Origin of the sequence: Flavonifractor sp. An52, from assembly GCF_002159385.1 — a bacterium.
Lineage (GTDB): Bacteria > Bacillota > Clostridia > Oscillospirales > Oscillospiraceae > Flavonifractor > Flavonifractor avicola.
Genome location: NZ_NFIB01000031.1, coordinates 13,508 through 35,682, shown reverse-complemented (window position 1 = coordinate 35,682; position 22,175 = coordinate 13,508). Strand labels below are relative to the sequence as shown.

Annotated in this window: 21 protein-coding genes and 1 tRNA gene; 7 read left to right on the top strand and 15 right to left on the bottom strand. The window is 61.3% G+C overall.

Annotated elements, in window-relative coordinates; genetic code table 11:
* Positions 1-252: 252 nt before the first annotated feature.
* Complete coding sequence (locus B5G06_RS11540; protein ID WP_087189208.1) at positions 253-1,185, bottom strand: AEC family transporter; 933 nt, start codon at positions 1,183-1,185, stop codon at positions 253-255.
* Between the two features lie 428 nt (positions 1,186-1,613).
* On the opposite strand from B5G06_RS11540, the gene B5G06_RS11535 reads away from it, so the two are divergent.
* On the top strand, positions 1,614-2,063 hold the full coding sequence (locus tag B5G06_RS11535; protein WP_087189207.1) for a GNAT family N-acetyltransferase: 450 nt from the start codon (positions 1,614-1,616) through the stop codon (positions 2,061-2,063).
* 64 nt (positions 2,064-2,127) lie between these two features.
* Here the strand turns inward: B5G06_RS11535 and B5G06_RS11530 are convergent, their stop codons facing one another.
* Positions 2,128-2,883 (bottom strand): helix-turn-helix domain-containing protein, encoded by a 756-nt coding sequence (locus B5G06_RS11530; RefSeq protein ID WP_087189206.1) that lies wholly within the window; start codon positions 2,881-2,883, stop codon positions 2,128-2,130.
* 473 nt (positions 2,884-3,356) lie between these two features.
* Between B5G06_RS11530 and B5G06_RS11525 the strand changes: the two genes are divergently transcribed.
* From B5G06_RS11525 to B5G06_RS11515, 3 genes are all read left to right on the top strand, one after another.
* Entirely contained in the window at positions 3,357-3,803 is a 447-nt protein-coding gene (locus B5G06_RS11525) for a GNAT family N-acetyltransferase (RefSeq protein ID WP_087189205.1), read from the top strand.
* Positions 3,804-4,020: 217 nt separating this feature from the next.
* Positions 4,021-5,778: an ABC transporter ATP-binding protein gene (locus B5G06_RS11520; RefSeq protein WP_087189204.1), complete on the top strand. Its 1,758-nt coding sequence runs from the start codon at positions 4,021-4,023 to the stop codon at positions 5,776-5,778.
* 15 nt (positions 5,779-5,793) lie between these two features.
* On the top strand, positions 5,794-6,906 hold the full coding sequence (locus B5G06_RS11515; RefSeq protein WP_087189203.1) for a metallophosphoesterase: 1,113 nt from the start codon (positions 5,794-5,796) through the stop codon (positions 6,904-6,906).
* A gap of 43 nt (positions 6,907-6,949) precedes the next feature.
* On the opposite strand, the gene B5G06_RS11510 is transcribed toward B5G06_RS11515, so the two are convergent.
* A complete protein-coding gene (locus B5G06_RS11510; RefSeq protein WP_087189202.1) occupies positions 6,950-7,135 on the bottom strand; it encodes a hypothetical protein in 186 nt (61 codons plus the stop codon).
* A gap of 220 nt (positions 7,136-7,355) precedes the next feature.
* Between B5G06_RS11510 and B5G06_RS11505 the strand changes: the two genes are divergently transcribed.
* Both B5G06_RS11505 and B5G06_RS11500 read left to right on the top strand, forming a co-directional pair.
* Complete coding sequence (locus tag B5G06_RS11505) at positions 7,356-7,706, top strand: Asp23/Gls24 family envelope stress response protein (protein WP_087189201.1); 351 nt, start codon at positions 7,356-7,358, stop codon at positions 7,704-7,706.
* A 35-nt stretch (positions 7,707-7,741) separates the two neighbouring features.
* Positions 7,742-9,418, top strand: coding sequence for a DAK2 domain-containing protein (locus B5G06_RS11500; RefSeq protein ID WP_087189200.1), 1,677 nt, complete (start codon positions 7,742-7,744; stop codon positions 9,416-9,418).
* A 103-nt stretch (positions 9,419-9,521) separates the two neighbouring features.
* Here B5G06_RS11500 and B5G06_RS11495 read toward each other — a convergent pair whose 3' ends face one another.
* The 11 genes from B5G06_RS11495 to B5G06_RS11445 all read right to left on the bottom strand — a co-directional run bounded on the left by B5G06_RS11495 (position 9,522) and on the right by B5G06_RS11445 (position 21,197).
* Complete coding sequence (locus tag B5G06_RS11495) at positions 9,522-10,226, bottom strand: V-type ATP synthase subunit D (RefSeq protein ID WP_087189199.1); 705 nt, start codon at positions 10,224-10,226, stop codon at positions 9,522-9,524.
* 3 nt (positions 10,227-10,229) lie between these two features.
* Positions 10,230-11,612 (bottom strand): V-type ATP synthase subunit B, encoded by a 1,383-nt coding sequence (locus tag B5G06_RS11490; RefSeq protein ID WP_087189198.1) that lies wholly within the window; start codon positions 11,610-11,612, stop codon positions 10,230-10,232.
* On the bottom strand, positions 11,609-13,426 hold the full coding sequence (locus B5G06_RS11485; protein ID WP_087189197.1) for a V-type ATP synthase subunit A: 1,818 nt from the start codon (positions 13,424-13,426) through the stop codon (positions 11,609-11,611). The genes B5G06_RS11490 and B5G06_RS11485 overlap by 4 nt, the downstream gene beginning before the upstream one ends.
* Before the next feature lie 189 nt (positions 13,427-13,615).
* Entirely contained in the window at positions 13,616-13,930 is a 315-nt protein-coding gene (locus B5G06_RS11480; protein ID WP_087189196.1) for a V-type ATP synthase subunit F, read from the bottom strand.
* Positions 13,923-14,921 (bottom strand): V-type ATPase subunit, encoded by a 999-nt coding sequence (locus B5G06_RS11475; RefSeq protein ID WP_087189195.1) that lies wholly within the window; start codon positions 14,919-14,921, stop codon positions 13,923-13,925. Before B5G06_RS11475 ends, B5G06_RS11480 begins: the two co-directional genes overlap by 8 nt.
* A 30-nt stretch (positions 14,922-14,951) precedes the next feature.
* Entirely contained in the window at positions 14,952-15,539 is a 588-nt protein-coding gene (locus tag B5G06_RS11470; RefSeq protein WP_087189194.1) for a V-type ATP synthase subunit E, read from the bottom strand.
* A 14-nt stretch (positions 15,540-15,553) separates the two neighbouring features.
* The gene (locus B5G06_RS11465; RefSeq protein WP_087189193.1) at positions 15,554-16,048 is read right to left on the bottom strand and encodes a V-type ATP synthase subunit K; all 495 of its coding nucleotides are present in this window, start codon (positions 16,046-16,048) and stop codon (positions 15,554-15,556) included.
* A 1-nt stretch (position 16,049) separates the two neighbouring features.
* Positions 16,050-18,059 (bottom strand): V-type ATP synthase subunit I, encoded by a 2,010-nt coding sequence (locus B5G06_RS11460; protein ID WP_087189192.1) that lies wholly within the window; start codon positions 18,057-18,059, stop codon positions 16,050-16,052.
* A complete protein-coding gene (locus B5G06_RS11455; protein WP_087189191.1) occupies positions 18,059-18,373 on the bottom strand; it encodes a V-type ATPase subunit subunit G family protein in 315 nt (104 codons plus the stop codon). Before B5G06_RS11455 ends, B5G06_RS11460 begins: the two co-directional genes overlap by 1 nt.
* 350 nt (positions 18,374-18,723) lie before the next feature.
* Positions 18,724-20,496, bottom strand: coding sequence for a DEAD/DEAH box helicase (locus B5G06_RS11450; RefSeq protein ID WP_087189190.1), 1,773 nt, complete (start codon positions 20,494-20,496; stop codon positions 18,724-18,726).
* A 176-nt stretch (positions 20,497-20,672) separates the two neighbouring features.
* Positions 20,673-21,197 carry a shikimate kinase gene (locus B5G06_RS11445; RefSeq protein ID WP_087189189.1) on the bottom strand — a complete coding sequence of 175 codons (525 nt, stop codon included), beginning with the start codon at positions 21,195-21,197 and terminating at the stop codon, positions 20,673-20,675.
* A 280-nt stretch (positions 21,198-21,477) separates the two neighbouring features.
* Here B5G06_RS11445 and B5G06_RS11440 point away from each other — a divergent pair, with 280 nt between their 5' ends.
* Complete coding sequence (locus B5G06_RS11440; RefSeq protein WP_087189188.1) at positions 21,478-21,816, top strand: hypothetical protein; 339 nt, start codon at positions 21,478-21,480, stop codon at positions 21,814-21,816.
* 225 nt (positions 21,817-22,041) lie between these two features.
* Here the strand turns inward: B5G06_RS11440 and B5G06_RS11435 are convergent.
* Positions 22,042-22,117 (bottom strand) — tRNA-Gly (locus tag B5G06_RS11435).
* Positions 22,118-22,175 lie beyond the last annotated feature (58 nt).

Here is a 22,175-nt window from a genome sequence, read left to right as displayed (position 1 = left end):
GGCCGTGGGGGTAGGCCTGACGGTAGGGGAGGGGGTGAGCTCCGGAGCCTGTCCGCCGCAGGCGGTCAAAAAAAGGGCCAGAGCCAGGGCGGCAGCCCCGGTCAGAATGGTCTGTTTTTTCATGGTAACCTCCATTGTACTGTGGGCGGCAGGCCGCCCGGCGCATGAGATGATTTAGACATTTTAACACCCGCACCCCTGTGCCGTAAATGGAAAAACGCATTCTGTAAACATTTGTGACCATTCCGGCCCTCAGGCCGCGCCGCTGAGGAGCGCGGCCAGCACCCCGCAGCAGGGCAGGGTGAGAATGGACAAAAGGGTGCTGACGGTGACCAGCTGGGCGCCGGCGGACACGTCCTGGCCGTACCGCTGGGCGAACATGGCGGTAATGCTGGCGGTGGGCACTCCGGCCAGCAGCACCAGAGTGCAGTACAGATCGGGCTCCGGGTGGAGGGGGTAGAGGATCAGGGCGGTGAGCAGGGGCATGGCCACCAGCTTGAGGCCGCAGGCCAGAAGGATGGCCGGACTGCGGAACACCGCCCGCCAGTCGGCGTTGGCCATCTGGGCCCCGATGATGACCATGGCCAGCGGGGTGTTCATACTGCCCAGAAAGCTGACGGCGCTGCCCACCATGGAGGGCAGGGTGATCCCGCACAGGAATAGCACCAGGGCCACCACAGTACCCAGAATCCCCGGATTGAGGACGGCCTGCTTCAGGGAGACCTGCCTGCGCCCTCCCATGAGCACCACGCCCTGGCTCCAGTTAAAGGCGTTGAACACCATGAGATTGATGACGCCGTAGACCATGGCCTGCTCGCCCAGCACCAGCTGGATCAGGGGCAGGCCCATAAAGCCCACGTTGCCGTAGAGAGTGCCGAAGCGCAGGGCCTTGCCGGTGGCGGGGTTCTGCCGCCGGAACAGGGAAATGGACAGCAGGCAGTAGAGCACATACAGCCCCGCCGCCAGCAGGGAGGTGTATCCCATGGACCCCAGCAGGGCAGGGGTCCGCTCGATCTGCATGGAGTCTACCAGCATACAGGGGAGCACCACGGTGAGCAGCAGATTGGTCATCTGCGGTATGGCCGCCTGGGTCAGCAGCCCCCGCTTGGCCAGGGCAAAACCCGCCGCCATCATCAGAAACATGGTCCCCACCTGGGAGGACACCATCAGCAGATAGTCCACCATTGCCGTTTCCCTCTTTTTTTGCACAAAAATTCAATTTATTGTATCATTAAATGGGGATAGAGGCAAGCAGGCAGCCTATTTTTTGCCAAAAAGGAGAGAACGGTCCTGTAAAAGAAAAAAGACTGGGCGGCGCCTTACCTGTGCAGAAGATCAGCCGAAAAACGATGATTGACACAATAAATCATTGGTATTATAATACTATCAAATCTAATAGAAAGCGAGGTGCTTCATGATGAAAAATAACAGAAGGAATCAAAAACCTGAATATCTTTTGAAGACCTCGGTTGCAATATAACCCTTTTTGATTGTTTTTTGCCGTGGTGGATCAGCCGCGGCTTTTTTGCGTTTTGATGCAATCGCCTGTTCTTCCATAGATATTCATACAAGACCAACTGCCAATCAAGTCAGGACGATTTATGGAGGAATTTATGATTCATCTCAGAAAAATTACCGAAGAAAACTTTATCGATGCATTTCATCTGAAACTTGCGCTGGAGCAGGAACGTTTTGTCTCCCATCCCATCCGCAGTCTTGCACAGGCCTATGTCTATCGGGATCAATGCCAACCTTTCGGAATTTATAACGGTGATACTATGGTTGGCTATGTTATGGTGATTTACGATTATGATATCCCTGAATATGACATCTGGCATATGATGATCGATGAATCCTATCAGAAACGGGGCTATGGCAGCGCTGCATTGGATCGGGTGCTGGATTACATCAAATCCAAACCTTTTGGCTCTTCCAATCGTGTCACCTTAACTTGTAATAGAGAGAATATCCGGGCACTGAATTTGTATCAAAGCAAAGGCTTTACAGAGACCGGAGCAGCAGACGAAGATGAAATAGAGCTGACGCTCCATTTATCGGAGTGATCCCGGAGACAATCAACGGCGGCGCATAAATGCGCCGCCGTTGATTGTTGTCTGGCTGCTGAACTCATTCGTAACGTTTCCCCACCACATAGAGGGGGAGGAACAGTCCGCCCAAGGTAAAGACCAGGATGATACCCAGCTGAGCCGCGGCCCACACACCGGGGCAGAGCAGCCCCAGCACCAGGGACAGCAGGGGCATACCCGCCATAACGGCACAGGACCACGCCCGGCCCACCGTGACGATGTGGGGCCAGTTGCGGTTATTGAAGTTCAGGCCGGGCACATTCATGCGCAGCGGCCCGTCCCGCACCATGCCCAGAGGGTACCGGTCATAGACCTCCGGCAGAGTGAGCCGGGTAAAAAAGCAGAACCAGACCCCGAAGATGGCCCCCAACAGCACCGGGGTCCACAGGGCCTCGGGCACACCGGTCCACGCCCAGTTGGCCCACAGACCCAGGCCTCCCGCCAGCAGGGAGAGTATATACCACAGGGGCCACAGGCTCCTCTCCTGCCAGGCCCGCCTGGGCCTGCCTCCGGCGCAGCGGATGGCTGTTTTCACCACGTCCTCCACCGCCTCCGGCTCCAGGGGTTTCTCCTGCCGCTGGCAGAGCAGCAGCTCGGTCACCGTCACTCCCAGCAGCTCGGACAGGGGGATGAGCAAGGCGGTGTCGGGGATGCTGGCCCCCGTCTCCCACTTGCTCACCGCCTTGTCGGTAATGTGGAGCTGTTCCGCCAGCTCCCGCTGGGTCCACCCCTTCTCCTTCCGCAGCCCGGCCACAAAGGCCCCGAAGGCCGCCTTGTCCATATCGTACACGTCCATCACCTCGCCCGTCCAGCATACCCCACGGCGGGGAATTTGGCAACCGAACAGCGGTAGAGTGCCCGGCTTGCAGGGGATTGGGCTGATGCTGCTGAGTCTGCTCCTGATCGTCGGCTTCAACAGCGTGGGCTGGCTCTATAAAATATGTAACGATGGTGACCAACGGGTTGGTGCCCGGTCCAACCCTCTCTTGTAAATTCAGATAGAAACGCAAGATTATTGACATGATGGATGATTGGTAGTATGATTATGTAAACTCTAATGGAAAGCGAGGTGCTCAATTATGAGAAATAACAGAACGCTCACAAAATCTGAATATCTTTTGAGGACCTCGGTTGTATTATACTAGTTTTTTATAGAATCTTTTGCCGTGGTTTCTTAACCACGGCTTTTTGTTGCAATTTTCTGTCCTCTATAGATATTCATACAAACTCGACTTATCAATGAAGTCAGAACAATTTATGGAGGAATTTATGATTCATCTCAGAAAAATTACAGAAGAAAACTTTATTGACGCATTTCATCTCAAACTTGCGCCTGGACAAGAACGCTTTGTTTCACATCCGATTCGCAGTCTGGCACAGGCTTATGTTTACAGAGAGCAATGCCAGCCGTTTGGAATATATGAGGATGAAACGATGGTTGGCTATGTTATGGTGATTTACGATTATGATATCCCTGAATATGACATCTGGCATATGATGATCGATGAATCCTATCAGAAACGGGGCTATGGCAGCGCTGCCTTGGATCGGGTGCTGGATTACATCAAATCCAAACCTTTTGGCTCTTCCAATCGGGTCACCTTAACCTGTAATAGAGAGAATATCCGGGCACTGAATTTGTATCAAAGCAAAGGCTTTACAGAGACCGGAGCAGCAGACGAAGATGAAATAGAGCTATCCTTGATGATGCAGTAACAAATTCCCAAGCCTCAGCGGGCCTTGCTGACTTTGGACCTCCCCGCAGGAAAAGGCGGTATGCAACCCCTCCACGGGGCGCATACCGCCTTTTCCTGTTATCCGGCCCTCCGGCAAGCCCATGTGGGCCGGTTTGGCAGAGGGCTTGCTCTCAGTTGACAAAGCCCTCCGCAGCGGGCTATACTGTAAGGTAACGGATTTTTGAGAGGAGACCGTCATGACCAACCAAAAAGACTTTAAAAACCGGGGCTATCTGCGGATTTTTGCCTCCTATTATAAGCCCCACTGGAAGCTGTTCCTGCTGGATATGGTGTGCGCCCTGCTGATCTGCGTTGTGGACCTGCTCTTCCCCATGGTGTCCCGCTGGTCCATGCAGACCCTGCTGCCCAACCAGCTCTTCGCCACCTTCTTCGCCGTGATGGCAGCCCTGGCTCTGGCCTATGTGCTCAAGGGGGTATTCTACTTCATCGTCACCTACTGGGGCCACCTGCTGGGCGTGCGGATGGAGGCCGACATCCGCCGGGACCTGTTCTCCCATATGCAGGATCTGTCCTTCTCCTTCTACGACAAGAACCGCACCGGCCAGCTGATGAGCCGGGTCACCGGCGACCTCTTTGAGATCACCGAGCTGGCCCACCACGGCCCGGAGGACCTGTTCATCTCCTCGGTGACCATTCTGGGCGCCTTCTTCATCATGCTCACCATCCAGTGGCAGCTGGCCCTGATGGTGTTCGCCGTCATCCCTATCTTCATCCTCTTTACCGCCCTCACCCGGAAAAAGATGATGAAGGCCTCCATCGAGGTCAAGGCCAAGCTGGCCGGCATCAACGGCGAGGTGGAGTCCTCCATCTCCGGGATGCGCACCGCCAAGGCCTTTGCCAACGAGGATGCCGAGAGCGCCAAGTTCAACGCCGCCAACGACCAGTTCCGCGGCGCCAAGCGGGGCTACTACAAGACCATGGCCTTCTACCAGTCGGGCATGGAGTTTTTCATGGGCATCCTGTCCGTGGTGGTCATCGCCTTCGGCGGCTTCCTCATCATGAAGGGTGAGATGGACTTCATCGATCTCACCACCTTCGCCCTGTACGTCACCACCTTCATTACCCCCATCCGCAAACTGTCCGCCTTTGTGGAGCAGTTCATGCAGGGCATGGCTGGCTTCAAGCGGTTTACCGAGCTGATGCGGGTGGAGCCCGACATCCAGGATGCCCCCGACGCCCGCACCCTCACCGACGTGAAGGGCGACATTCTGGTGGACGACGTGACCTTCCGGTACGAGTCCTCCCCTGAGCCGGTGCTGGAGCACATCACCCTCCATGTCCGTCCCGGGGAGACGGTGGCGGTGGTGGGCCCCTCCGGCGGCGGCAAGTCCACCCTGTGTCAGCTCATCCCCCGGTTCTACGACGTCACCGGCGGTCGGGTGCTGGTGGACGGCCAGGATGTGCGGGAACTGAAGCAGCACGACCTGCGGGAACACATCGGTATTGTCCAGCAGGACGTGTTCCTCTTCGCCGGCACCATCTACGACAACATCCGCTATGGCCGGCCCGACGCCACCGAGGCGGAGATCATTGAGGCCGCCAAGAAGGCCGAGATCTACGACGACATTCTGGAGATGCCCGACGGCTTCCAGACCCAGGTGGGTGAGCGGGGCGTCATGCTCTCCGGCGGCCAGAAGCAGCGGGTGTCCATCGCCCGGATCTTCCTGAAAAACCCGCCCATCCTCATTCTGGACGAGGCCACCTCCGCCCTGGACACTGTCACCGAGGCCCGCATCCAGTCCGCCTTTGACGCCCTGGCCCAGGGCCGTACCACCCTCATCATCGCCCACCGGCTGTCCACCATCCGCTCCGCCGGACGCATCGTGGTCATCGACGGCTGCGGCATCGCCGAGGAGGGCACCCATGAGGAGCTGATGGCCAAGGGCGGCGAATACGCCCGGTTGTATCAGGCTCAGAAATCAGTTTCCGTATAAAGCGAGGTGGCCGGTATGGCGCGCAAAGCACGGATACAGCGGCTGGAATTCCCCGCCGGGCGGCGGGTGCTGGTGGTCAGCGACATTCACGGCAGCCTGCCCCTGTTCCAGAGCCTGCTGGACAAGGCGGGCTACGGCCCTGACGACATTCTGGTGCTGCTGGGGGATCTGGTGGAAAAGGGCCAGGACAGCCTGGCGGTGCTGCGCTACGTCATGGACCTGTCCACCCGCCGGACGGTGTACTGCGTCAAGGGCAACTGCGACGATCTGGTCACCGAGTTTGTAGAATCCCCCCAGGTGCGGCCGGAATTTTTCCACCACTACCTCAACGTGTGGCGCAACCGCTGCACCCTGCTCCAGATGGGTCAGGAGGCAGGCTTTGAGACCCGTTCCCCGGAGGATCTGCCCGCCCTGCGGCAGGTGATCCTGAACCACTTCGGCCCGGAGCTGGCCTTTCTGGACACCATGCCCGAGATCCTGCTCACCCCCGACTATCTGTTTGTCCACGGCGGGGTATGGGATGAGGACCATCTGGAGGACATGACCGCCTGGGACTGCATGAAAAACGACAGTTTCCTGGACCGGGGCATCTGCTTCCGCCGGTGGTGCATTGTGGGACACACCCCGGTGACCCTCTACCATCCCCACATCCCCACCACGCACCCCCTGGTATCGGAGAGACAGCACATCGTATCCATCGACGGCGGCTGCGCCCTTCAGCGGGACGCCCAGCTCAACGCCCTGGTGCTCCCCCGGACCCCCGGGGAGGACTTCACCTTCTTTGCCTACGACGGCCTGCCCACCGCCATGGCCCTGGACAAACAGGAGGAGACGCCCCAGTCGGTGAATGTGCGCTGGGGCCACAGTCAGGTGGAGGTGCTGCTGCGGGGCGGAGCTCTGTGCCGCTGCCGCCACCTGGAGAGCGGTCGGGAGGTGGACGTACTCACTGATTACCTCTACCGCTCCGGCGAGGAGACGTTGTGTAAGGAATCCACCGACTACCGCCCGGCGGTGGAGCCGGGGGACATCCTGTCCATTGTCCGCCGGTTGGCCGACCGGGCTTTGGTGAAGAAGAACGGGGTCACCGGCTGGTACTTCGGACGGCTGTGCCGACCGCCTCAGACGTAAAAAAAGGCCGCTGCCCATGGCAGCGGCCCTTTTTTCAAGTTTCTTACTCTTCCCAGTCGGCGAACTCCACGTCCTCCATGCAGTCGTCGCACTTGCCGGAGATGAGGCCCTTCACCTTGCAGACCAGCTCCATGAGCTTATCCCAGTAGGCCACCACAGCATAGACCACCGCGCCCAGCACTGCCAGCACGGCCAAAAACTTCACAATCCCGCAGAAAAACTTTTTCATGATCCAAACAGCCTCCTTTGTGTTGAACGCAATGTGCTGATGAGAACAGTGTACACGTTTTTGTGGGAAATTACAAGTGTACATTCCCACTTTGAAGAAACTTTTTTCCCTTGTATTTTGTGGTGAAATAGAATACAATAAAAAGACAAACAATAGAACCTTTTCCCCCGCTTTGACGGGGATGCCATGCAGACACCCCAGGAAAGGAAGGGATCAGATCATGAAGCTGCAGACCGAACAGGGCGAGATCACCATCAGCAGCGAAGTATTTACCAACATCACCGGCGCCGCCGCCACCAACTGCTACGGCGTGAAGGGTATGGCGGTGCGCTCCAAGGCGGACGGCCTGGTCCATCTGCTGCGCCGGGAGTCTATGGGTAAGGGCGTTAAAGTCACTTACAATGAGGATTCCACCGTCTCCATTGAGCTGCATATCATCGTGGACAACGGCGTGAATCTGATGGCGGTGAGCCGCTCCATTATGAGCGAGGTCCGCTATATCGTGCAGCGTACCACCGGCGCCGAGGTGCGCAACGTGGACGTGTGCATCGATTCCATGGTCATCGGCTGAGGCCGGTCCGCCCATTGAAAGGAAGGAACACAGACATGAGAGAGCGCATTGACGGAGCGTCCTTTGCCCAGGCTATCATCCACGCGGCAGCCTCCATCAATCTTCAAAAACAGCAGATCAACGAGCTGAACGTATTCCCCGTGCCTGACGGCGATACCGGTACCAATATGGGTCTGACCATCTCCACCGCCGCCGCTGAGCTGAAGAAAAAACAACCCCGTACCGTGGGCGAGGCCGCCGCTACCAACGCCTCCGCCCTGCTGCGGGGCGCCCGCGGCAACTCGGGCGTGATTCTGTCCCTGCTGTTCCGGGGCTTCTCCAAGGCCGTGAAGGACAAGGAGACCATCGACGGCCGGGATCTGGCCATTGCCCTGGACTTCGGCGTGGCCGCCGCCTACAAGGCCGTTATGAAGCCCGCCGAGGGCACCATCCTCACCGTGTCCCGTCTGGCCGCCGCCCGGGCTGCCGACGCCGCCCGCAAGACCCCGGACGACCCCGAGGCCGTGCTGGAGGCCGCCATTGCCGAGGGCCAGGTGGCCCTGGAGCACACCACCGAGATGAACCCCGTCCTCAAGAAGGCGGGTGTGGTGGACGCCGGCGGCAAGGGCTTTCTGGTGATCCTCCAGGGTATGCTGGACTCCCTGCGGGGCCTGCCCCTGCCTGAGGGAGGCGAGGAGAGCAAGACGGAGACCAAGACCGACTATGCCGCCATCGCCGCCGAGGAGATCACCTTCACCTTCGATACGGTGTTCATCGTCCGCAAGACCACCAACAAGGAGCTGACCTCCTTCGAGGCCTACCTGAACAGCATCGGTGACAGCCTGGTCATCGGCGAGGACGACGACTGCTTCAAGGTCCACGTCCACACCGACATCCCCGGCGCCGCCCTCACCGAGGCCCAGAAGTACGGCACCCTGGAGCTGGCCAAGATCGAGAATATGCGCACCCAGGCCGAGGATCTGGCCGCCGGACGCCACATCCAGAGCACCGACGATCTGGAGGAGGACGACCACGACCACCACGAGGGCGGCCGGAAGATCGCGGCCCCCGAGAAGAAGTACGGCGTGGTGGCGGTGGCCGCCGGCGACGGCCTGGCCGCTGTGTTCAAGGATCTGGGCGCTGACGGCGTGATCAGCGGCGGTCAGACCATGAACCCCTCCACCGACGACATTATGAAGGTGATTGACGCCACCCCGGCTGAGATCGTCTTTGTGCTGCCCAACAACGGCAACATCATCATGGCCGCCCAGCAGTGCATCCCTCTGGCGGAGGGCAAGCAGGTGGTGGTTCTCCCCACCAAAACCGTACCCCAGGGCATCTCCGCTCTGATGGTCATGGACCTGGATGCCTCCCAGGAGGACAATGTGGCCGCCATGACCGAGGCCATCGGCAACGTCCACACCTCCGAGATCACCTACGCCGCCCGGGACTCCGACTTTGACGGCTTTGCCATCAAGCAGGGGGACTATCTGGCCCTCACCGAGCATCAGCTCTTTGGCACCGATCAGAATCTGGACACCCTGCTGCGCCGTCTGGCCGAGGCTGACGCCCAGCAGTCCGCCGAGTTTATCAACATCTTCTACGGCGAGGACGTGTCCGAAAAGGAGGCCCAGAAGGCCCTGGCTCTCTTTACCGAGTGCTGCCCCAACGCCGAGATCACCCTGCTCTCCGGCGGTCAGCCTGTCTACTACTATATGATTTCCGCCGAATAAGCCGGTATACAGACCGGGGCGGCCCAGTGTGGGCCGCCCCGGTTTTTTGCGCTTATGCCACGAAAAAAGACGGTCCCGGTGGGGACCGTCTTTTTTATGATCGTTATACCTCTTCCTGTTTTCCTCCAAAGGCTTCCACCGCGCGGGCGTCGGCCTCCTGGCGTTCCTCGATGGCTTCCTTGAGGAGCATATCCTTCACCTTCATCAGACGGATGGTGTTGGAGCGCTCGTTCTCGTCCAGCTTCATGGAGATATACTTGATGGCCTCCTCCATCTGGGGGATCTTCACATACTCCAGGGCGTTGACCCGGCGGCGGGTCTTTTCGATCTCCTCCGCCAGCAGCTGGGAGGTCTTTTCGATCTCGGCCAGCTTGAGCATATCCTGAAAGACCCCGGACAGGGCGTCCACCGCACCGTCCAGCTCACCGGAGGTGGCGGCGAAGCCGTAGGGGTAGATCTCCCCGGCGTCGTCGCTCTTGGTGCGGAACTGGTAGACGGGCACGTTGACGCTCATGATGTTCTGGAAGGTCATGTCCAGCTCCACGCTCTGCTTGGGGTACAGGAGGGACTGCTCCAGCATTTCGGAGGACATGAGGGCGGAGACCACGGTGAAGGAGCCGTGGGCTTTCATCAGCCCCTCCTCCACCTTCTTCCGCAGGGCCCGGTTCTCCCGCACCACGTCCATGAACTGCTTCATCAGCTCATCCCGCTTATCCTTCAGCAGCTTGTGGCCCCGGATGGAGGTCTTGAGCCGGGTTTTCAGCCGGGTCAGCTCCTGCCGGGTAGGGTTCACGTTAATGGCCGGCATGATTTATCCCTCCTTTTTCGGGAGGTATTTCTCGATATACTCCGGCTTGATACGCTTCAGCTCCGCCTTGGGCAGCAGGCTCAGCAGATCCCAGCCCAGGTCCAGGGTCTCGATGATGGAGCGGTTCTCATCGGTGCCCTGGGAGACATAGCGCTTCTCAAACTCGTCGGCAAACTTGGCGTACTGCAGGTCGGTGGGGGAGAGGGCGGCCTCGCCCAGGATGCTCATCAGCTCCTTGTTCTCCTTACCGGTGGAGTAGGCGGCGAAGAGCTGGTTCATGGTGCCCGCGTGGTCCTCACGGGTCTTGCCGGGGCCCACGCCCTTATCCTTCAGACGGGACAGGGAGGGCAGCACGTCCACCGGGGGATTGATGCCCTTGCGGAACAGCTCCCGGGACAGGATGATCTGGCCCTCGGTGATATAGCCGGTCAGGTCGGGAATGGGGTGGGTCTTGTCGTCCTCGGGCATGGTGAGGATGGGGATCATGGTGATGGAGCCCTTCTTGCCCAGCTGACGGCCGGCGCGCTCGTACATGGTAGCCAGGTCGGTGTACAGGTAGCCGGGGTAGCCGCGGCGGCCGGGGACCTCCTTCTTGGCCGCGGACACCTCACGGAGGGCCTCGGCGTAGTTGGTGATATCGGTCAGGATGACCAGCACGTGCATATCCTTCTCAAAGGCCAGGTACTCCGCGGCGGTGAGGGCCATACGGGGGGTGGCGATACGCTCGACGGCAGGGTCGTTGGCCAGGTTGGTGAACAGCACGGTACGGTCGATGGCGCCGGTGCGGCGGAACTCCTGCACGAAGAAGTCGGACTCCTCGAAGGTGATGCCGATGGCGGCGAACACCACGGCGAAGTTGCCGGCGTCGTCCCCCAGCACCTTGGCCTGACGGGCGATCTGGGCGGCCAGGGCGGCGTGGGGCAGGCCGGAGCCGGAGAAGATGGGCAGCTTCTGGCCGCGGACCAGGGTATTCAGACCGTCGATGGTGGAGATGCCGGTCTGGATGAACTCGTTGGGGTAGTCCCGGGCGGCGGGATTCATGGGCAGGCCGTTGATGTCACGGTACTCCTCGGCCATGATCTCGGGGCCGCCGTCGATGGGGCGGCCCATGCCGTTGAACACCCGGCCCAGCATATCGCCGGACACGGGGAGCTGAAGGGGGTGACCCAGGAAGCGGACCTTGGACTGGGCCAGGTTGATGCCGGCGGAGGACTCGAAGAGCTGCACAACCGCGTTGTCGCCGTTGACCTCCAGCACCTTACAGCGGCGGATGGAGCCGTCGGACAGCTCGATCTCGGCCAGCTCGTCGTAGGTGACGCGGTCGACCTTGCGGACCACCATCAGGGGGCCGTTGATCTCCTGAATGGTACGGTATTCACGGATCATGCCTCTTCACCTCCCTTGGCCGCAATGGCCTCGATCTGCTCCTCCATTTCCCGGGCCATATCGGCGTAGACGGTGGGGAACTGGTCGTCAGGTACGCTCTTGGCACGGCCCATCTTCTCACGGAAGGGGATATTGAACAGCTCGGACACGGTCGCGCCCTTCTCGATGGCGGCCCGGCACAGCTTGTCGTAATCCAGGATCATCTGGATCATCTTGTCCTGGCGCTCGTAGCTGGAGTACCAGTCCACTTCCATAAAGCCGTTCTGCTGGAGGAAATCCTCGCGCAGCATCTTGGCGGTCTCCAGGGTCAGCTGGTCGCCGGCGGACAGGGAGTCCTTACCAACCAGCTGCACGATCTCGTTCAGGCTGGCCTCCTCCTGGAGGATGGACATGGACTTGTCGCGGTTGACCATGAACTGGGGACCCAGATGCTCGTCGTACCAGGGCTTCAGGGAGTCCAGGTACAGGGAGTAGGAGTTCAGCCAGTTGATGGCGGGGAAGTGGCGGCGGTAGGCCAGGGAGGCGTCCAGGGCCCAGAACACCTTGACGATACGCATGGTGGCCTGGGACACGGGCTCGGACAGGTCGCCGCCGGGCGGGGAAACCGCGCCCACGGCGGTCAGGGAGCCCCGGCGGTCGGCGTCAGAGCCGATGCACTCCACCATACCGGCCCGCTCGTAGAACTGGGCCAGACGGGAGGACAGGTAGGCGGGGTAGCCTTCCTCGCCGGGCATCTCTTCCAGACGGCCGGACATCTCACGCAGAGCCTCGGCCCAGCGGGAGGTGGAGTCGGCGATGACGGCCACATGGTAGCCCATGTCGCGGAAGTACTCGGCGATGGTGATGCCGGTGTAGATGGAGGCCTCACGGGCGGCCACGGGCATATCGGAGGTGTTGGCGATGAGGACGGTCCGCTTCATCAGGGACTCGCCGGTACGGGGGTCCACCAGCTCGGGGAATTCCCGCAGCACGTCGGTCATCTCGTTGCCGCGCTCGCCGCAGCCGATGTAGACCACGATGTCCACGTCGGACCACTTGGCCAGCTGGTGCTGCATAACGGTCTTGCCGGAGCCGAAGGGGCCGGGGATGGCGGCGGTGCCGCCCTTGGCCACGGGGAACATGGCGTCCACGATACGCTGGCCGGACAGCAGGGGGGTCTTGGGGGGATACTTATGCTTGTAGGGGCGGCCCACACGGACGGGCCACTTCTGCACCATCGTCAGCGGGTGCTTCTCCCCCTTGTCATCCACCAGGACGGCCACGGTGTCCAGCACGGTGAACTCGCCGGACTGGATGGATTCAATGGTGCCGCTCATCTTGGGGGGGATCATGATCTTGTGGAGTACCACGCTGGTCTCCTGGACGGTGCCGATGACGTCGCCGCCGATGACCTTGGCGCCGGGCTGGACGGTGGCGTTGAACTGCCACTTCTTCTCCCGGTCCAGGGCGGGGACTTCCACGCCGCGGGGCAGGTTGTTGGAGCCCGCCTTCTTCATGATGCCCTCCAGGGGGCGCTGGATGCCGTCGTAGATGTTCTCAATGATGCCGGGGCCCAGCTCCACGGACATGGGGGCGCCGGTGGTCTCCACCACGGCGCCGGGACCCAGGCCGGAGGTCTCCTCGTAGACCTGGATGGAGGCGGAGTCGCCGTTCATGGTGAGGATCTCACCGATGAGGCGCTGCTCGCCCACACGGACCACGTCGGCCATGTTGGCGTCGGTCAGTCCGGTGGCCACCACCAGCGGGCCGGAGACTTTCACGATTTTTCCGCTCAAATAGCTCAACCTTCTTTCTCGTCGGCGCAAACTGCACATCCTTCGCGTCCCCGTAAACGGGAACGCTCACTCGTTCCGTTGCGCCTCCTCCTCCCCGCCGGACCCACTTCGTTGGGCTCCGGCGGGGGTGCGGGCGGGTGTGGGCACCCGCCCCTACAGAGCAATGAAAGATCTGCGCGCGTAGAGGACGATGCCCACATCGTCCCATTTGACCCGTGCAGTCAGCAGTTAAAGAATATCCGCGCCCACGGCCCGTTCCACGGCGCTCTTGACGTTGGCCATGCCGATGCCCAGAGAGCCGTCCTTGCCGGGGATGAGGATGATGGCCGGGGTGAGCTCATCCTTGTACCGGGCCACCTCCGCCGTCATACCGGCGGCGTACTGCTCGGTAAGGTAGATCACCGCGTAATTTTCCTTGGCCAGCTGGTGGAGGGTCTGCTTGGCCTCCTCCACGGTCTCGGCGGGAAACACATCCAGCCCCAGGGCCTTGAAGCCCAGCACGCTGTCCTTGTCTCCCAGCACTGCGATCTTATACTTAGACATAGGCTTCACGCAGCCTTTCCCGGATGGTGTCCCCGTCCAGCCCCGCCATGCGGCCGGACAGAATGGTGCGGATGGCGGTAAACTCGTTCTCCCTGGCGTACAGGTAGCCGATTACCGCCTGCTCCCCAAAGGGGATGCGGCGGGCCTGGGCCAGATAGCCCATCACCGCGTTGTCGCACAGGCGCTCAAAGGCGGTCAGCTCCCCGCTGCCGGGGGCGGTGAGGGCGGCGCCTGCGGCGGCCGCCTCGCTGAGGGGGCCGGCCCGGAACAGGGCGGCCAGATCGCTGCCCTTGCCGGAAGTCAGGGTGTGTACCTCCACGTTGCCGCCGGGGAGGAGTACCTGATTGAGGAAGTCGGCGCCTTTGCCCATGCGGGCCGCCCGGACGGCGGAGCGCAGGTTGGTGGAATCAATGAGCAGGCGGACGTACCCCTCCAGGAAGGGGCTGCCCACCGCTTTGGCGGCCTCGCTCATCTCGGCGAAGTAGGCCCGATCCAGCACGAAGTCGGCCAGCTGGGGATCGCCCCCGCCGCCCAGCAGCTCCCTGGCCTGCACCACGGCCCGCCGGAAGGGGTCGGTGAAGTCCCGCAGATTGTCCCGCTGCCAGGCCTCCTTGATCTGGGCGGCGGTCCAGCGACCGCCCTCCATCAGCAGCCGGTCGGGCTCAGCCCCTACGGCAGCGGCCTTGATGAGGGTCTTGGCGTTGTGGTAGTCGTATTTCATCTGGAACACGTCCACCAGCCGCTTGTCGGGCACCGCGCCCTTCAGCTCCTTGTACAGAGCGGCCCGGGCGGCGGAGAGCAGTTCGTCCAGCCCGGCATGGGTGAGGGCGGTCAGCTCCCCGTAGCCGCACTCGGTGAGGACCTTGGCGGCCTCATCGTCGGTGCGGGCGTCCAGCATCCGCTCCATCCGCTCCCGGGTGAGGAGACGGTTCTCCATGGCCCGGATACGGGCGGATATGGTCAGATAGTCGGTATCTTTGATCTTAGCCAAAATGTTGCCTCCTTACTTGCAAGGAGCGCATCAGTCAAAGAGCACCTTGGCCACCTCGCGGTCCATTTCGCCCCGCTGGAGGCGCACCAGCGTCTCAAAGGTGCAGTTGACCTCCACGTCCCCGTCGCTGAGGATGAGGCCCCCCTGAATGGGGCGGGACTGCTCGGACATGGTCAGGTGTCCGTCGCCCAGCTTCTCGTTGGCCTGGGTGACCACGGCCTTGCCGTAGCGGGCCCGGTCCTTCTGGGAGAAGATGACCGCCTCCCGGCCGGTGGAGGAGGCCTTCACGGCCAGGTCGGCCAGCAGGTTCACATACTCCTTGTCGGGTAGGTTCACCAGCTTCTCCAGGGCCAGGTCGTAGGCCTTGGAGAGCATCTCCTGCTTGGCGGCCAGCTCCAGCTTGCGGGCGTCCAGCTGGGCCACGCTGGCCAGCCGCTCTACGCGCTCGTCGGCGTTGCGGCGGCCACGGGAGATGATCTCCTCGCTCTCCCGCTGGGCCTGAGCCTCATACCGGGCCGTGATCTCGTCGGCCTGACGGCGGGCCTCGGCGTTGATGTCGCCGATCTCCCGTCCGGCGTCGGCCGCGATGCGTCCGGTGATTTTTTCAATTCCGTCCATAGTCTACCTCTTGCTTAGAAGCCGAACATGATCATCAGGAAGGAGATGAGCAGGGACAGGATGGCGTAGAACTCCACGATGATACACAGCACCATGCCCTTGGACCAGTCGTTGGGGTTCTTGGCCACGATGTTGATGGAGGCGGCGGCCACGCGGCCCTGAGCGATACCGGAGAGCAGACCGCCGAGGGCCATGGGGATGCAGGCGGCCAGGACGATGAGGCCCTGGGCGATGGTCAGCTCACCCACGGTGCCGCTGAACAGGCCCATCTTCATCAGGGCCAGGAAGCCGATGACCAGGCCGTACAGGCCCTGGGTGCCGGGGATAACCTGCAGGATCATACACTTGGAGAACTGAGAGGGGTCCTCGGCCAGCAGGCCGGCGCCCGCCTCACCGGCCAGGCCGGTGCCCTTGGCGGAACCAACGCAGGCCAGGCCTGCGGCAAGAGCGGCGCCCAGGAAACCAAAGAACGCGCCAGCGTATTGGGTCAGAAATTCACCGAATGTCATGTTACTCTTCCTCCTTAATGTCGACATACTTTGTCGCAATGTTCAGGGGCCGCCAGGGGCGTCCGCCCTCTTCATAGAACTGCTTGAAAAATTCCAGGTATTGCAGACGGGACGTGTGGACGTAGGTGCCGATCACGTTCAGGCCGATGTTGAAGGCGTGGCCGATGATGAAGATGATGAAGAAGATGGGGATGCCGATGGCCGGGGGCATTCCGCCGCCGGGCATGGCGCCCAGGATGTTGAACACCTGGCCGATGACCGAACCGGCCAGCATCATCACCATCAGACGGGAGTAGGAGAGGATGTCTCCGAAGTAGCCCGTCACGCCGTTGTACACCGCGCCGATGATGGCGGTCACCTTGCCGAAGCCCTTGGCCGTGCGACCCTGGCCCAGCAGCATCAGGCAGCCGATGATGAGCACCACCGGGTAGCCCGCCACATTGCCGATGCCTGCGGCAAAGAGGCCGATACCCACAAAGATGACCCACCAGGTACCGATGTCCAGGATGGCGTCCACCACCTGGCCCCGGCGGCACAGCATCCAGAATTTCACCGCCATGCCTACCACGATCTGTACGAAGCCCACGGCCAGTGCAAAGACTAGCACGGTCATGGGGTCGCCCATGACGTTGAGCAGGGGACCGGGCACGCCCGTCACCCCGTCGGGCACCGACAGGAAGGGGATCACCGGCTGAGACAGGCCCAGCATACTGGTGAACTGAGCCAGGAAGTCGGAGAAGAAGCCGCCGGTGAAGAAGCCGATGACGGCGGAGGAGATGCCGCACATAATCATCAGCCGGATCAGCTGTCCGAAGCCCCCCTTGGGGTGGGCCTTGTGGTTGATGAAGGCGCAGGCCCCCGCCAGGATCAGGCCGTAGCCCAGATCGGCGAACATGAACCCGAAGAAGAACACATAGAAGGGCATCATCAGCCCGTTGGGGTCCACGCCGTCATAGGCGGGCAGGGAGTACATTTCCGTAATGGTGGTCAGCGGCTCGGTGAGCTTGTTGTTCTTCAACTTCACCGGCACCACCGGGTAGTCCTCCGGCGCCGGGTCCTGGGTCTCCCAGCAGCAGGTGTACTGCCCCAGCTGCTCCAGCAGCTTTTTCTCGTCGGGGACAGGCACCCAGCCCTCCAGGAAGAAGGCGGAGCTGCTGTCCAGCAGGCGGCAGCGGGCCTCCTCCCGGGCGATCTCCTGATCGGCCCGGTCCAGGCACTGCTCCAGCGCGCCCTTTTTGGAGGCGTATTCCCCCACCTGGGCGATGGTGGACTCCAGCTCACGGGCGGCGTCGGCCAGCTGCTCGTCCAGCCGCTTATCGTTTTCCGCCGCCGTCCCCGTCCAGCCCCGCAGGGCCGCCCGGGAGAAACCGTACTCCTTGAGCACCGCCTGGCAGTCCTCCTCCACACTGCGGTGGCAGAGGAACACCAGATATTTCAGTTCGTTGTCCGCCCCCGCCCGCATGAGCTCATACAGGTCGGTGACCGCCCCCAGGGCCCCGTCCATGGCGTCCAGATCGGTGGACGCGGCCACGGTGCCGAAGGACACCGCCACCTCCGGGGTAGAGGCCGTCTCCAGGGGGATATCCAGCGCCAGCCAGGGAGCCAGCGCCAGCTTTTGAGTCCGCAGTTTGTTCTGCTCGGCGTACAGAGCCGAGATCTTCCGCTCCAGGGCCACCAGCTGCCCGGCGTCTGCCAGGCCGGTCCGGTAGGCCGCATCGTCGAAGAGCTCTCCCTCTGTAATCACCGGTCTGGGGGTGAGGAGCCCGCCCTTCTGTTTGGGGCCGTACTTCTTCAGGGCTTTCAGGGCGTTCTCCACGCTGGAACGGGCATCCCTGGCCTCGTTCAGCGCCCCGGTGTCCGGCCGTGTGAGGCTGGCCCAGTCGGGGTCGTCTTTCCGGTCCCCCGGCTCGTCAATCTCCACACAGCCCAAATGCTGAAGCAGCCGCAGCATGGACTCCCGCTCGGATTGCATTCCGATGAGCCGCAGCCGCTTCATTTTCACAATGGACATCAGTTCTTCACTACCCTTCTCACGATGCTCTCAGCGGCGTCAGCCAGACGGCCCTCCGCCTTGGCCCGCAGGGCGTCGCAGGCCTTCTGCGTCTGGGCGTTGACCTCCGCGGCGTGCTTGGCCGCCGTTTCCTCCGCCGCCCGCATAAACTCACGGGCCTGGGCCTCGGCCTGAGCCCGGGCTTCCGCCAGCCGGGCCTTGCCAGCCCGCTCGGCCTCCGCCACGGTGCGCTTGGCCTCCGCCTGTGCTTCCGCCTTGCGCTGCTTGTTGGCCTGCTCGGCCTCAGTCACCTGCTTGATCGCTTCCAGAGACATACATTCACCGCCTTTCCCCATCTCTTGTCCCTCTGGACAATTTATCCGATGTTACTAGTCATGATACTTCAATTTGACCAAGATTGCAAGTTTAAAATGGTGAGTTTACTTTTTGGTCTTTCTTTTTTTCAGCTGGTTTTGCCTAGTTTTTCTTTCCATATTTTTAGCTTCTTTATCCATTATGCCGCATTTTCCTCCTTTTTTTACCTAATTCATTTTTGTTAATTATTTAACATAAAAATTTTTTTGTATATATTTTTTCTTTCAGGCCTTTTTCATACCTTGAGAACTGGGCAAAAAAACGGCGCTGCCGCGATGGTCGCGGCAGCGCCGTTGAGGGATGGATCCTATCAGTCGTCGCTGAGATAATAGGGTTTCATCAGGCTGGGCTGCTCGGTGGAGTCCTTCTGGCCGTTGGAGCGCAGCACGATCTCCGGCGGACGGCCGGCACGGCCTCTGCCGCCGTGCTTCTTCCGTCCGCTCTTGGAGGCGGGGGCGGGGGACTGGGCCGCCGTCTGCTTCCCTCTCTGGGCCTTGGGCTGCTTCTGGGGCGTCTTCTCCTGAGTGGCCTGCTTCTCCTTGGGCCGCTTTTCCTTCCGGTTGTCCGTCTTCTCGGACCGGGGAGCGGGCTTCCGGGGGGCCAGCAGCCGGGCGGTGGCATCCATAATGATGTCGCTGGCCAGGGGATTGGGCCGGTGGAAGTCCTCAAACGCCGGCTCAGGCGCGGCAGGGCGGGTGGGAGCGGTGGCTACCAGGGCCTCCTCCAGAGTGGCGCTGTTGCGCACCCCCCGCTTGGACTTCTTCTTTTTCTCCGGCTGGGCCGGGGCGGGCTGTTCCACCGCCTCAGCCGCTTTCTGGGCGGCCTTGGCCTTGCGCTCGGCAGCGGCGGCCTTGTTGGCGGCGTCCCGCTGGCGGCGCTTCTCCTTGGCGGCGGCCCGGGCCTCGGCGTCCTCCGGGTTGATAATCCGGCCCTTCTTATCCTTGGGCAGGGGCTCAAAGACCTCCATGGGCCAGGGGTGGTCCTCCACCACCGGGATGGCCTTGCCCAGCAGCTTCTGGATGCCCTTGAGCTCCTCCTTCTCGTTGATGTCGCAGAAGGAGATGGCGGTGCCGCCGTGGCCCGCCCGGCCGGTACGGCCGATGCGGTGGACGTAGGTCTCAGGCACATCGGGCAGGTTGTAGTTAAAGACGTGGCTCAGCTCCTCAATGTCCAGGCCCCGGGCGGCGATGTCGGTGGCCACCAGGGCGGTGACCTTGCCGCTCTTGAAGTCGGCCAGGGCCTGCTGCCGGGCGGTCTGGCTCTTGTTGCCGTGGATGGCGGCGGCGGCGATGCCAGCCTTCACCAGATCCCCGGCCACCTTGTTGGCCCCGTGCTTGGTGCGGGTGAACACCAGGGCATTCTTCACGTCTGGCTCCAGGATCAGGGAGGCCAGCAGCTTGGTCTTGTTGCCCCGGTCCACATAGTAGAGCTTCTGGTCGATGACCTCCACCGGGGAGGACACCGGGTTCACCGCCACCTTCACCGGATTCACCAGCAGGGAGTCCACCAGCCCCTGGACCTCCGGGGGCATGGTGGCGGAGAAGAAGAGGGTCTGCTTCTTCTTGGGCAGCCAGCCCAGAATGCGGCGGACATCGTGGATGAAGCCCATGTCCAGCATCCGGTCGGCCTCGTCCAGTACAAAGACCTCCAGCCTGGACAGGTCCACGAATTTCTGATTGTACAGGTCGCCCAGGCGGCCGGGGGTGGCCACCAGAATGTCCACGCCCTTTTTCAGCTGCTCCACCTGGGGGTTCTGGCCCACGCCGCCGAAGATGACGGCGGAGCGGATAGGCAGGTGGCGGCTGTAGGCCACAATGTTCTCCTGGATCTGGAGGGCCAGCTCCCGGGTGGGGGTGAGGATGAGGGCCCGGATGCCCTTGCCCTTGCGGTCGCTGAGCCGCTGGAGGATGGGGGCAGCAAAGGCGCAGGTCTTGCCGGTGCCGGTCTGGGCGCAGCCCAACACGTCCCGGCCCGCCAGAGCGGGGGGAATGGCCTTTTCCTGAATGGGGGAGGGGCGTTCATACCCCTGTTCGGCCAGCGCCTTCAGGATGGGCGCTTTCAGGCCGAGGTCCTGGAATGTCATGCGGTTCGTTCCTTTCGTTAGAAATGCCCCTTCCGCGCCGGGGGCACAAAAAATAAGACTGCCGTGCGGAGGCAGAAAAAACACGACGAAGCCCGCCGTCCAGCCGGCGGGCATTTCGTACATGATAGTTTACTGGAATATAGTATATCATTATTTCAAAAAAATACAAGGGGCGGTCAGCCCAGCCGGGCCACCACTGCCGCCACCGTCTGTTCCAGGGTGTTTCCCCCCGTCACATCCACCGTCAGGTCGGCGTATTTGCGGTACAGAGGCTCCCGGGCGGCGTACACGTCGGCCAGGGTCTGGCCGGGGGACATGGCAATGCCCCGGGTGGTGATGTTGCGGATGCGCCGCTCCAGCTCCTCCAGAGGCACATGGAGGTACACCACCAGCCCCAGCTCCTTGAGGTGGCGGGCGGCCTCCTCCCGGCAGATGGCGCTGCCACCGGGGGCAATGACAGTGCCGGTGCAGTCCAGATCCCGGATGACGGCCTCCTCCACATCCAGAAAGGCCTCCACACCCCGCTGGTCCAGGATGTCCTGGAGCAGGGCGCCCTCCCGCTGCTGGATCAGCAGATCGGCATCCACAAAGCGATAGCCCAGGGTCTTGGCCAGCAGCACCCCCACGGTGCTCTTGCCCGAGCCGGGCATTCCGATCAAGGTAACGTTTTGATACTCCACAGCGGGGTCATCCTTTCCCATGTCATGATCTTTGCCAGTATATCAAATCTTTTCCCCGGTTGCAAGGAAAATCGCCCCTTTTTCTGAACCTGGCGGTTTCCTATTTCCTCTCAAAAAAGTGCTTGCAAAAATCGAACATATGTTGTATACTGAACGCGAACAAAAGTTCTAATCCTGTGTCGGGAACTTTTTGCCGCTCTGCGCCGTCAGAAAAGTACAAGGGTCCTTACAAAGTACGTTTTATGGGACACCTTATCCCGTATACTGGGATCAAACGCCGGAACAACAGGAGGGAAACGGTATGGAGACCATTTATCTGAATCTGGACGCCAGACGGATCACAGGATACGCAAACGAGTCGGACCAAAAGGCCTGCGTAGGTCAGGAGACGGTGTGCTATACCGTGCTGCCCCGGCGGAAGCCCGCCCGGCCGGAGGGAAAGGTGCTGGACTTTGAGGCCTGCCGCCGGGCCCTGGAAGGGGAGTCTGCGGCAGAAGAGATCCCGGAGGAGATTCCCGCGCCGGAGAAGGAGGCCCGGCCCCGCCGCCGGCTGGACCTGGCCCTGGCCGCCGATCTCATCGCGTCGGCGGGGATGCTTACCGCCGTGGCGGCGGTGGCGGTCCGGTTCTTCCTGGGGTAATCAAAAACAGAACGCAGGACACCCAAAGGATGTCCTGCGTTTTTGTTCTTATGGAATCCAGAAACCGGCCCTTCGGGCCGGCGGCGCTTTTGCGCCGTTCGAGCGTTTTGGCCTTTGGGCCAAAACCTCGGCGCAGGCGGAATTCATTTCCGCCGAGCATTTCAAATTCTCACGGAATCCAGAAAAAGAAAGAGACAGGACATATGTCCTGTCTCTTTCTTTTTCTGGAGCAGGTGACGAGGCTCGAACTCGCTACCTCCACCTTGGCAAGGTGGCGCTCTACCAGATGAGCTACACCTGCAAGCGACGGATGTTATTATAGCAATCCGTGCTTCCAATGTCAAGGGAATTTTTCGATT

Coding starts and splice junctions, on each gene's coding strand:
- B5G06_RS11490 (WP_087189198.1), bottom strand. CDS start 11,612: ATGATCCGTGAATACCGTACCATTCAGGAGATCAACGGCCCCCTGATG.
- B5G06_RS11515 (WP_087189203.1), top strand. CDS start 5,794: ATGGCGCGCAAAGCACGGATACAGCGGCTGGAATTCCCCGCCGGGCGG.
- B5G06_RS11485 (WP_087189197.1), bottom strand. CDS start 13,426: ATGTGCAGTTTGCGCCGACGAGAAAGAAGGTTGAGCTATTTGAGCGGA.
- B5G06_RS11450 (WP_087189190.1), bottom strand. CDS start 20,496: ATGACATTCCAGGACCTCGGCCTGAAAGCGCCCATCCTGAAGGCGCTG.
- B5G06_RS11495 (WP_087189199.1), bottom strand. CDS start 10,226: ATGCCGGCCATTAACGTGAACCCTACCCGGCAGGAGCTGACCCGGCTG.
- B5G06_RS11465 (WP_087189193.1), bottom strand. CDS start 16,048: ATGACATTCGGTGAATTTCTGACCCAATACGCTGGCGCGTTCTTTGGT.
- B5G06_RS11480 (WP_087189196.1), bottom strand. CDS start 13,930: ATGTCTAAGTATAAGATCGCAGTGCTGGGAGACAAGGACAGCGTGCTG.
- B5G06_RS11505 (WP_087189201.1), top strand. CDS start 7,356: ATGAAGCTGCAGACCGAACAGGGCGAGATCACCATCAGCAGCGAAGTA.
- B5G06_RS11520 (WP_087189204.1), top strand. CDS start 4,021: ATGACCAACCAAAAAGACTTTAAAAACCGGGGCTATCTGCGGATTTTT.
- B5G06_RS11455 (WP_087189191.1), bottom strand. CDS start 18,373: ATGTCTCTGGAAGCGATCAAGCAGGTGACTGAGGCCGAGCAGGCCAAC.
- B5G06_RS11500 (WP_087189200.1), top strand. CDS start 7,742: ATGAGAGAGCGCATTGACGGAGCGTCCTTTGCCCAGGCTATCATCCAC.
- B5G06_RS11445 (WP_087189189.1), bottom strand. CDS start 21,197: ATGGGAAAGGATGACCCCGCTGTGGAGTATCAAAACGTTACCTTGATC.
- B5G06_RS11540 (WP_087189208.1), bottom strand. CDS start 1,185: ATGGTGGACTATCTGCTGATGGTGTCCTCCCAGGTGGGGACCATGTTT.
- B5G06_RS11525 (WP_087189205.1), top strand. CDS start 3,357: ATGATTCATCTCAGAAAAATTACAGAAGAAAACTTTATTGACGCATTT.
- B5G06_RS11530 (WP_087189206.1), bottom strand. CDS start 2,883: ATGGACGTGTACGATATGGACAAGGCGGCCTTCGGGGCCTTTGTGGCC.
- B5G06_RS11440 (WP_087189188.1), top strand. CDS start 21,478: ATGGAGACCATTTATCTGAATCTGGACGCCAGACGGATCACAGGATAC.
- B5G06_RS11470 (WP_087189194.1), bottom strand. CDS start 15,539: ATGGACGGAATTGAAAAAATCACCGGACGCATCGCGGCCGACGCCGGA.
- B5G06_RS11510 (WP_087189202.1), bottom strand. CDS start 7,135: ATGAAAAAGTTTTTCTGCGGGATTGTGAAGTTTTTGGCCGTGCTGGCA.
- B5G06_RS11535 (WP_087189207.1), top strand. CDS start 1,614: ATGATTCATCTCAGAAAAATTACCGAAGAAAACTTTATCGATGCATTT.
- B5G06_RS11460 (WP_087189192.1), bottom strand. CDS start 18,059: ATGTCCATTGTGAAAATGAAGCGGCTGCGGCTCATCGGAATGCAATCC.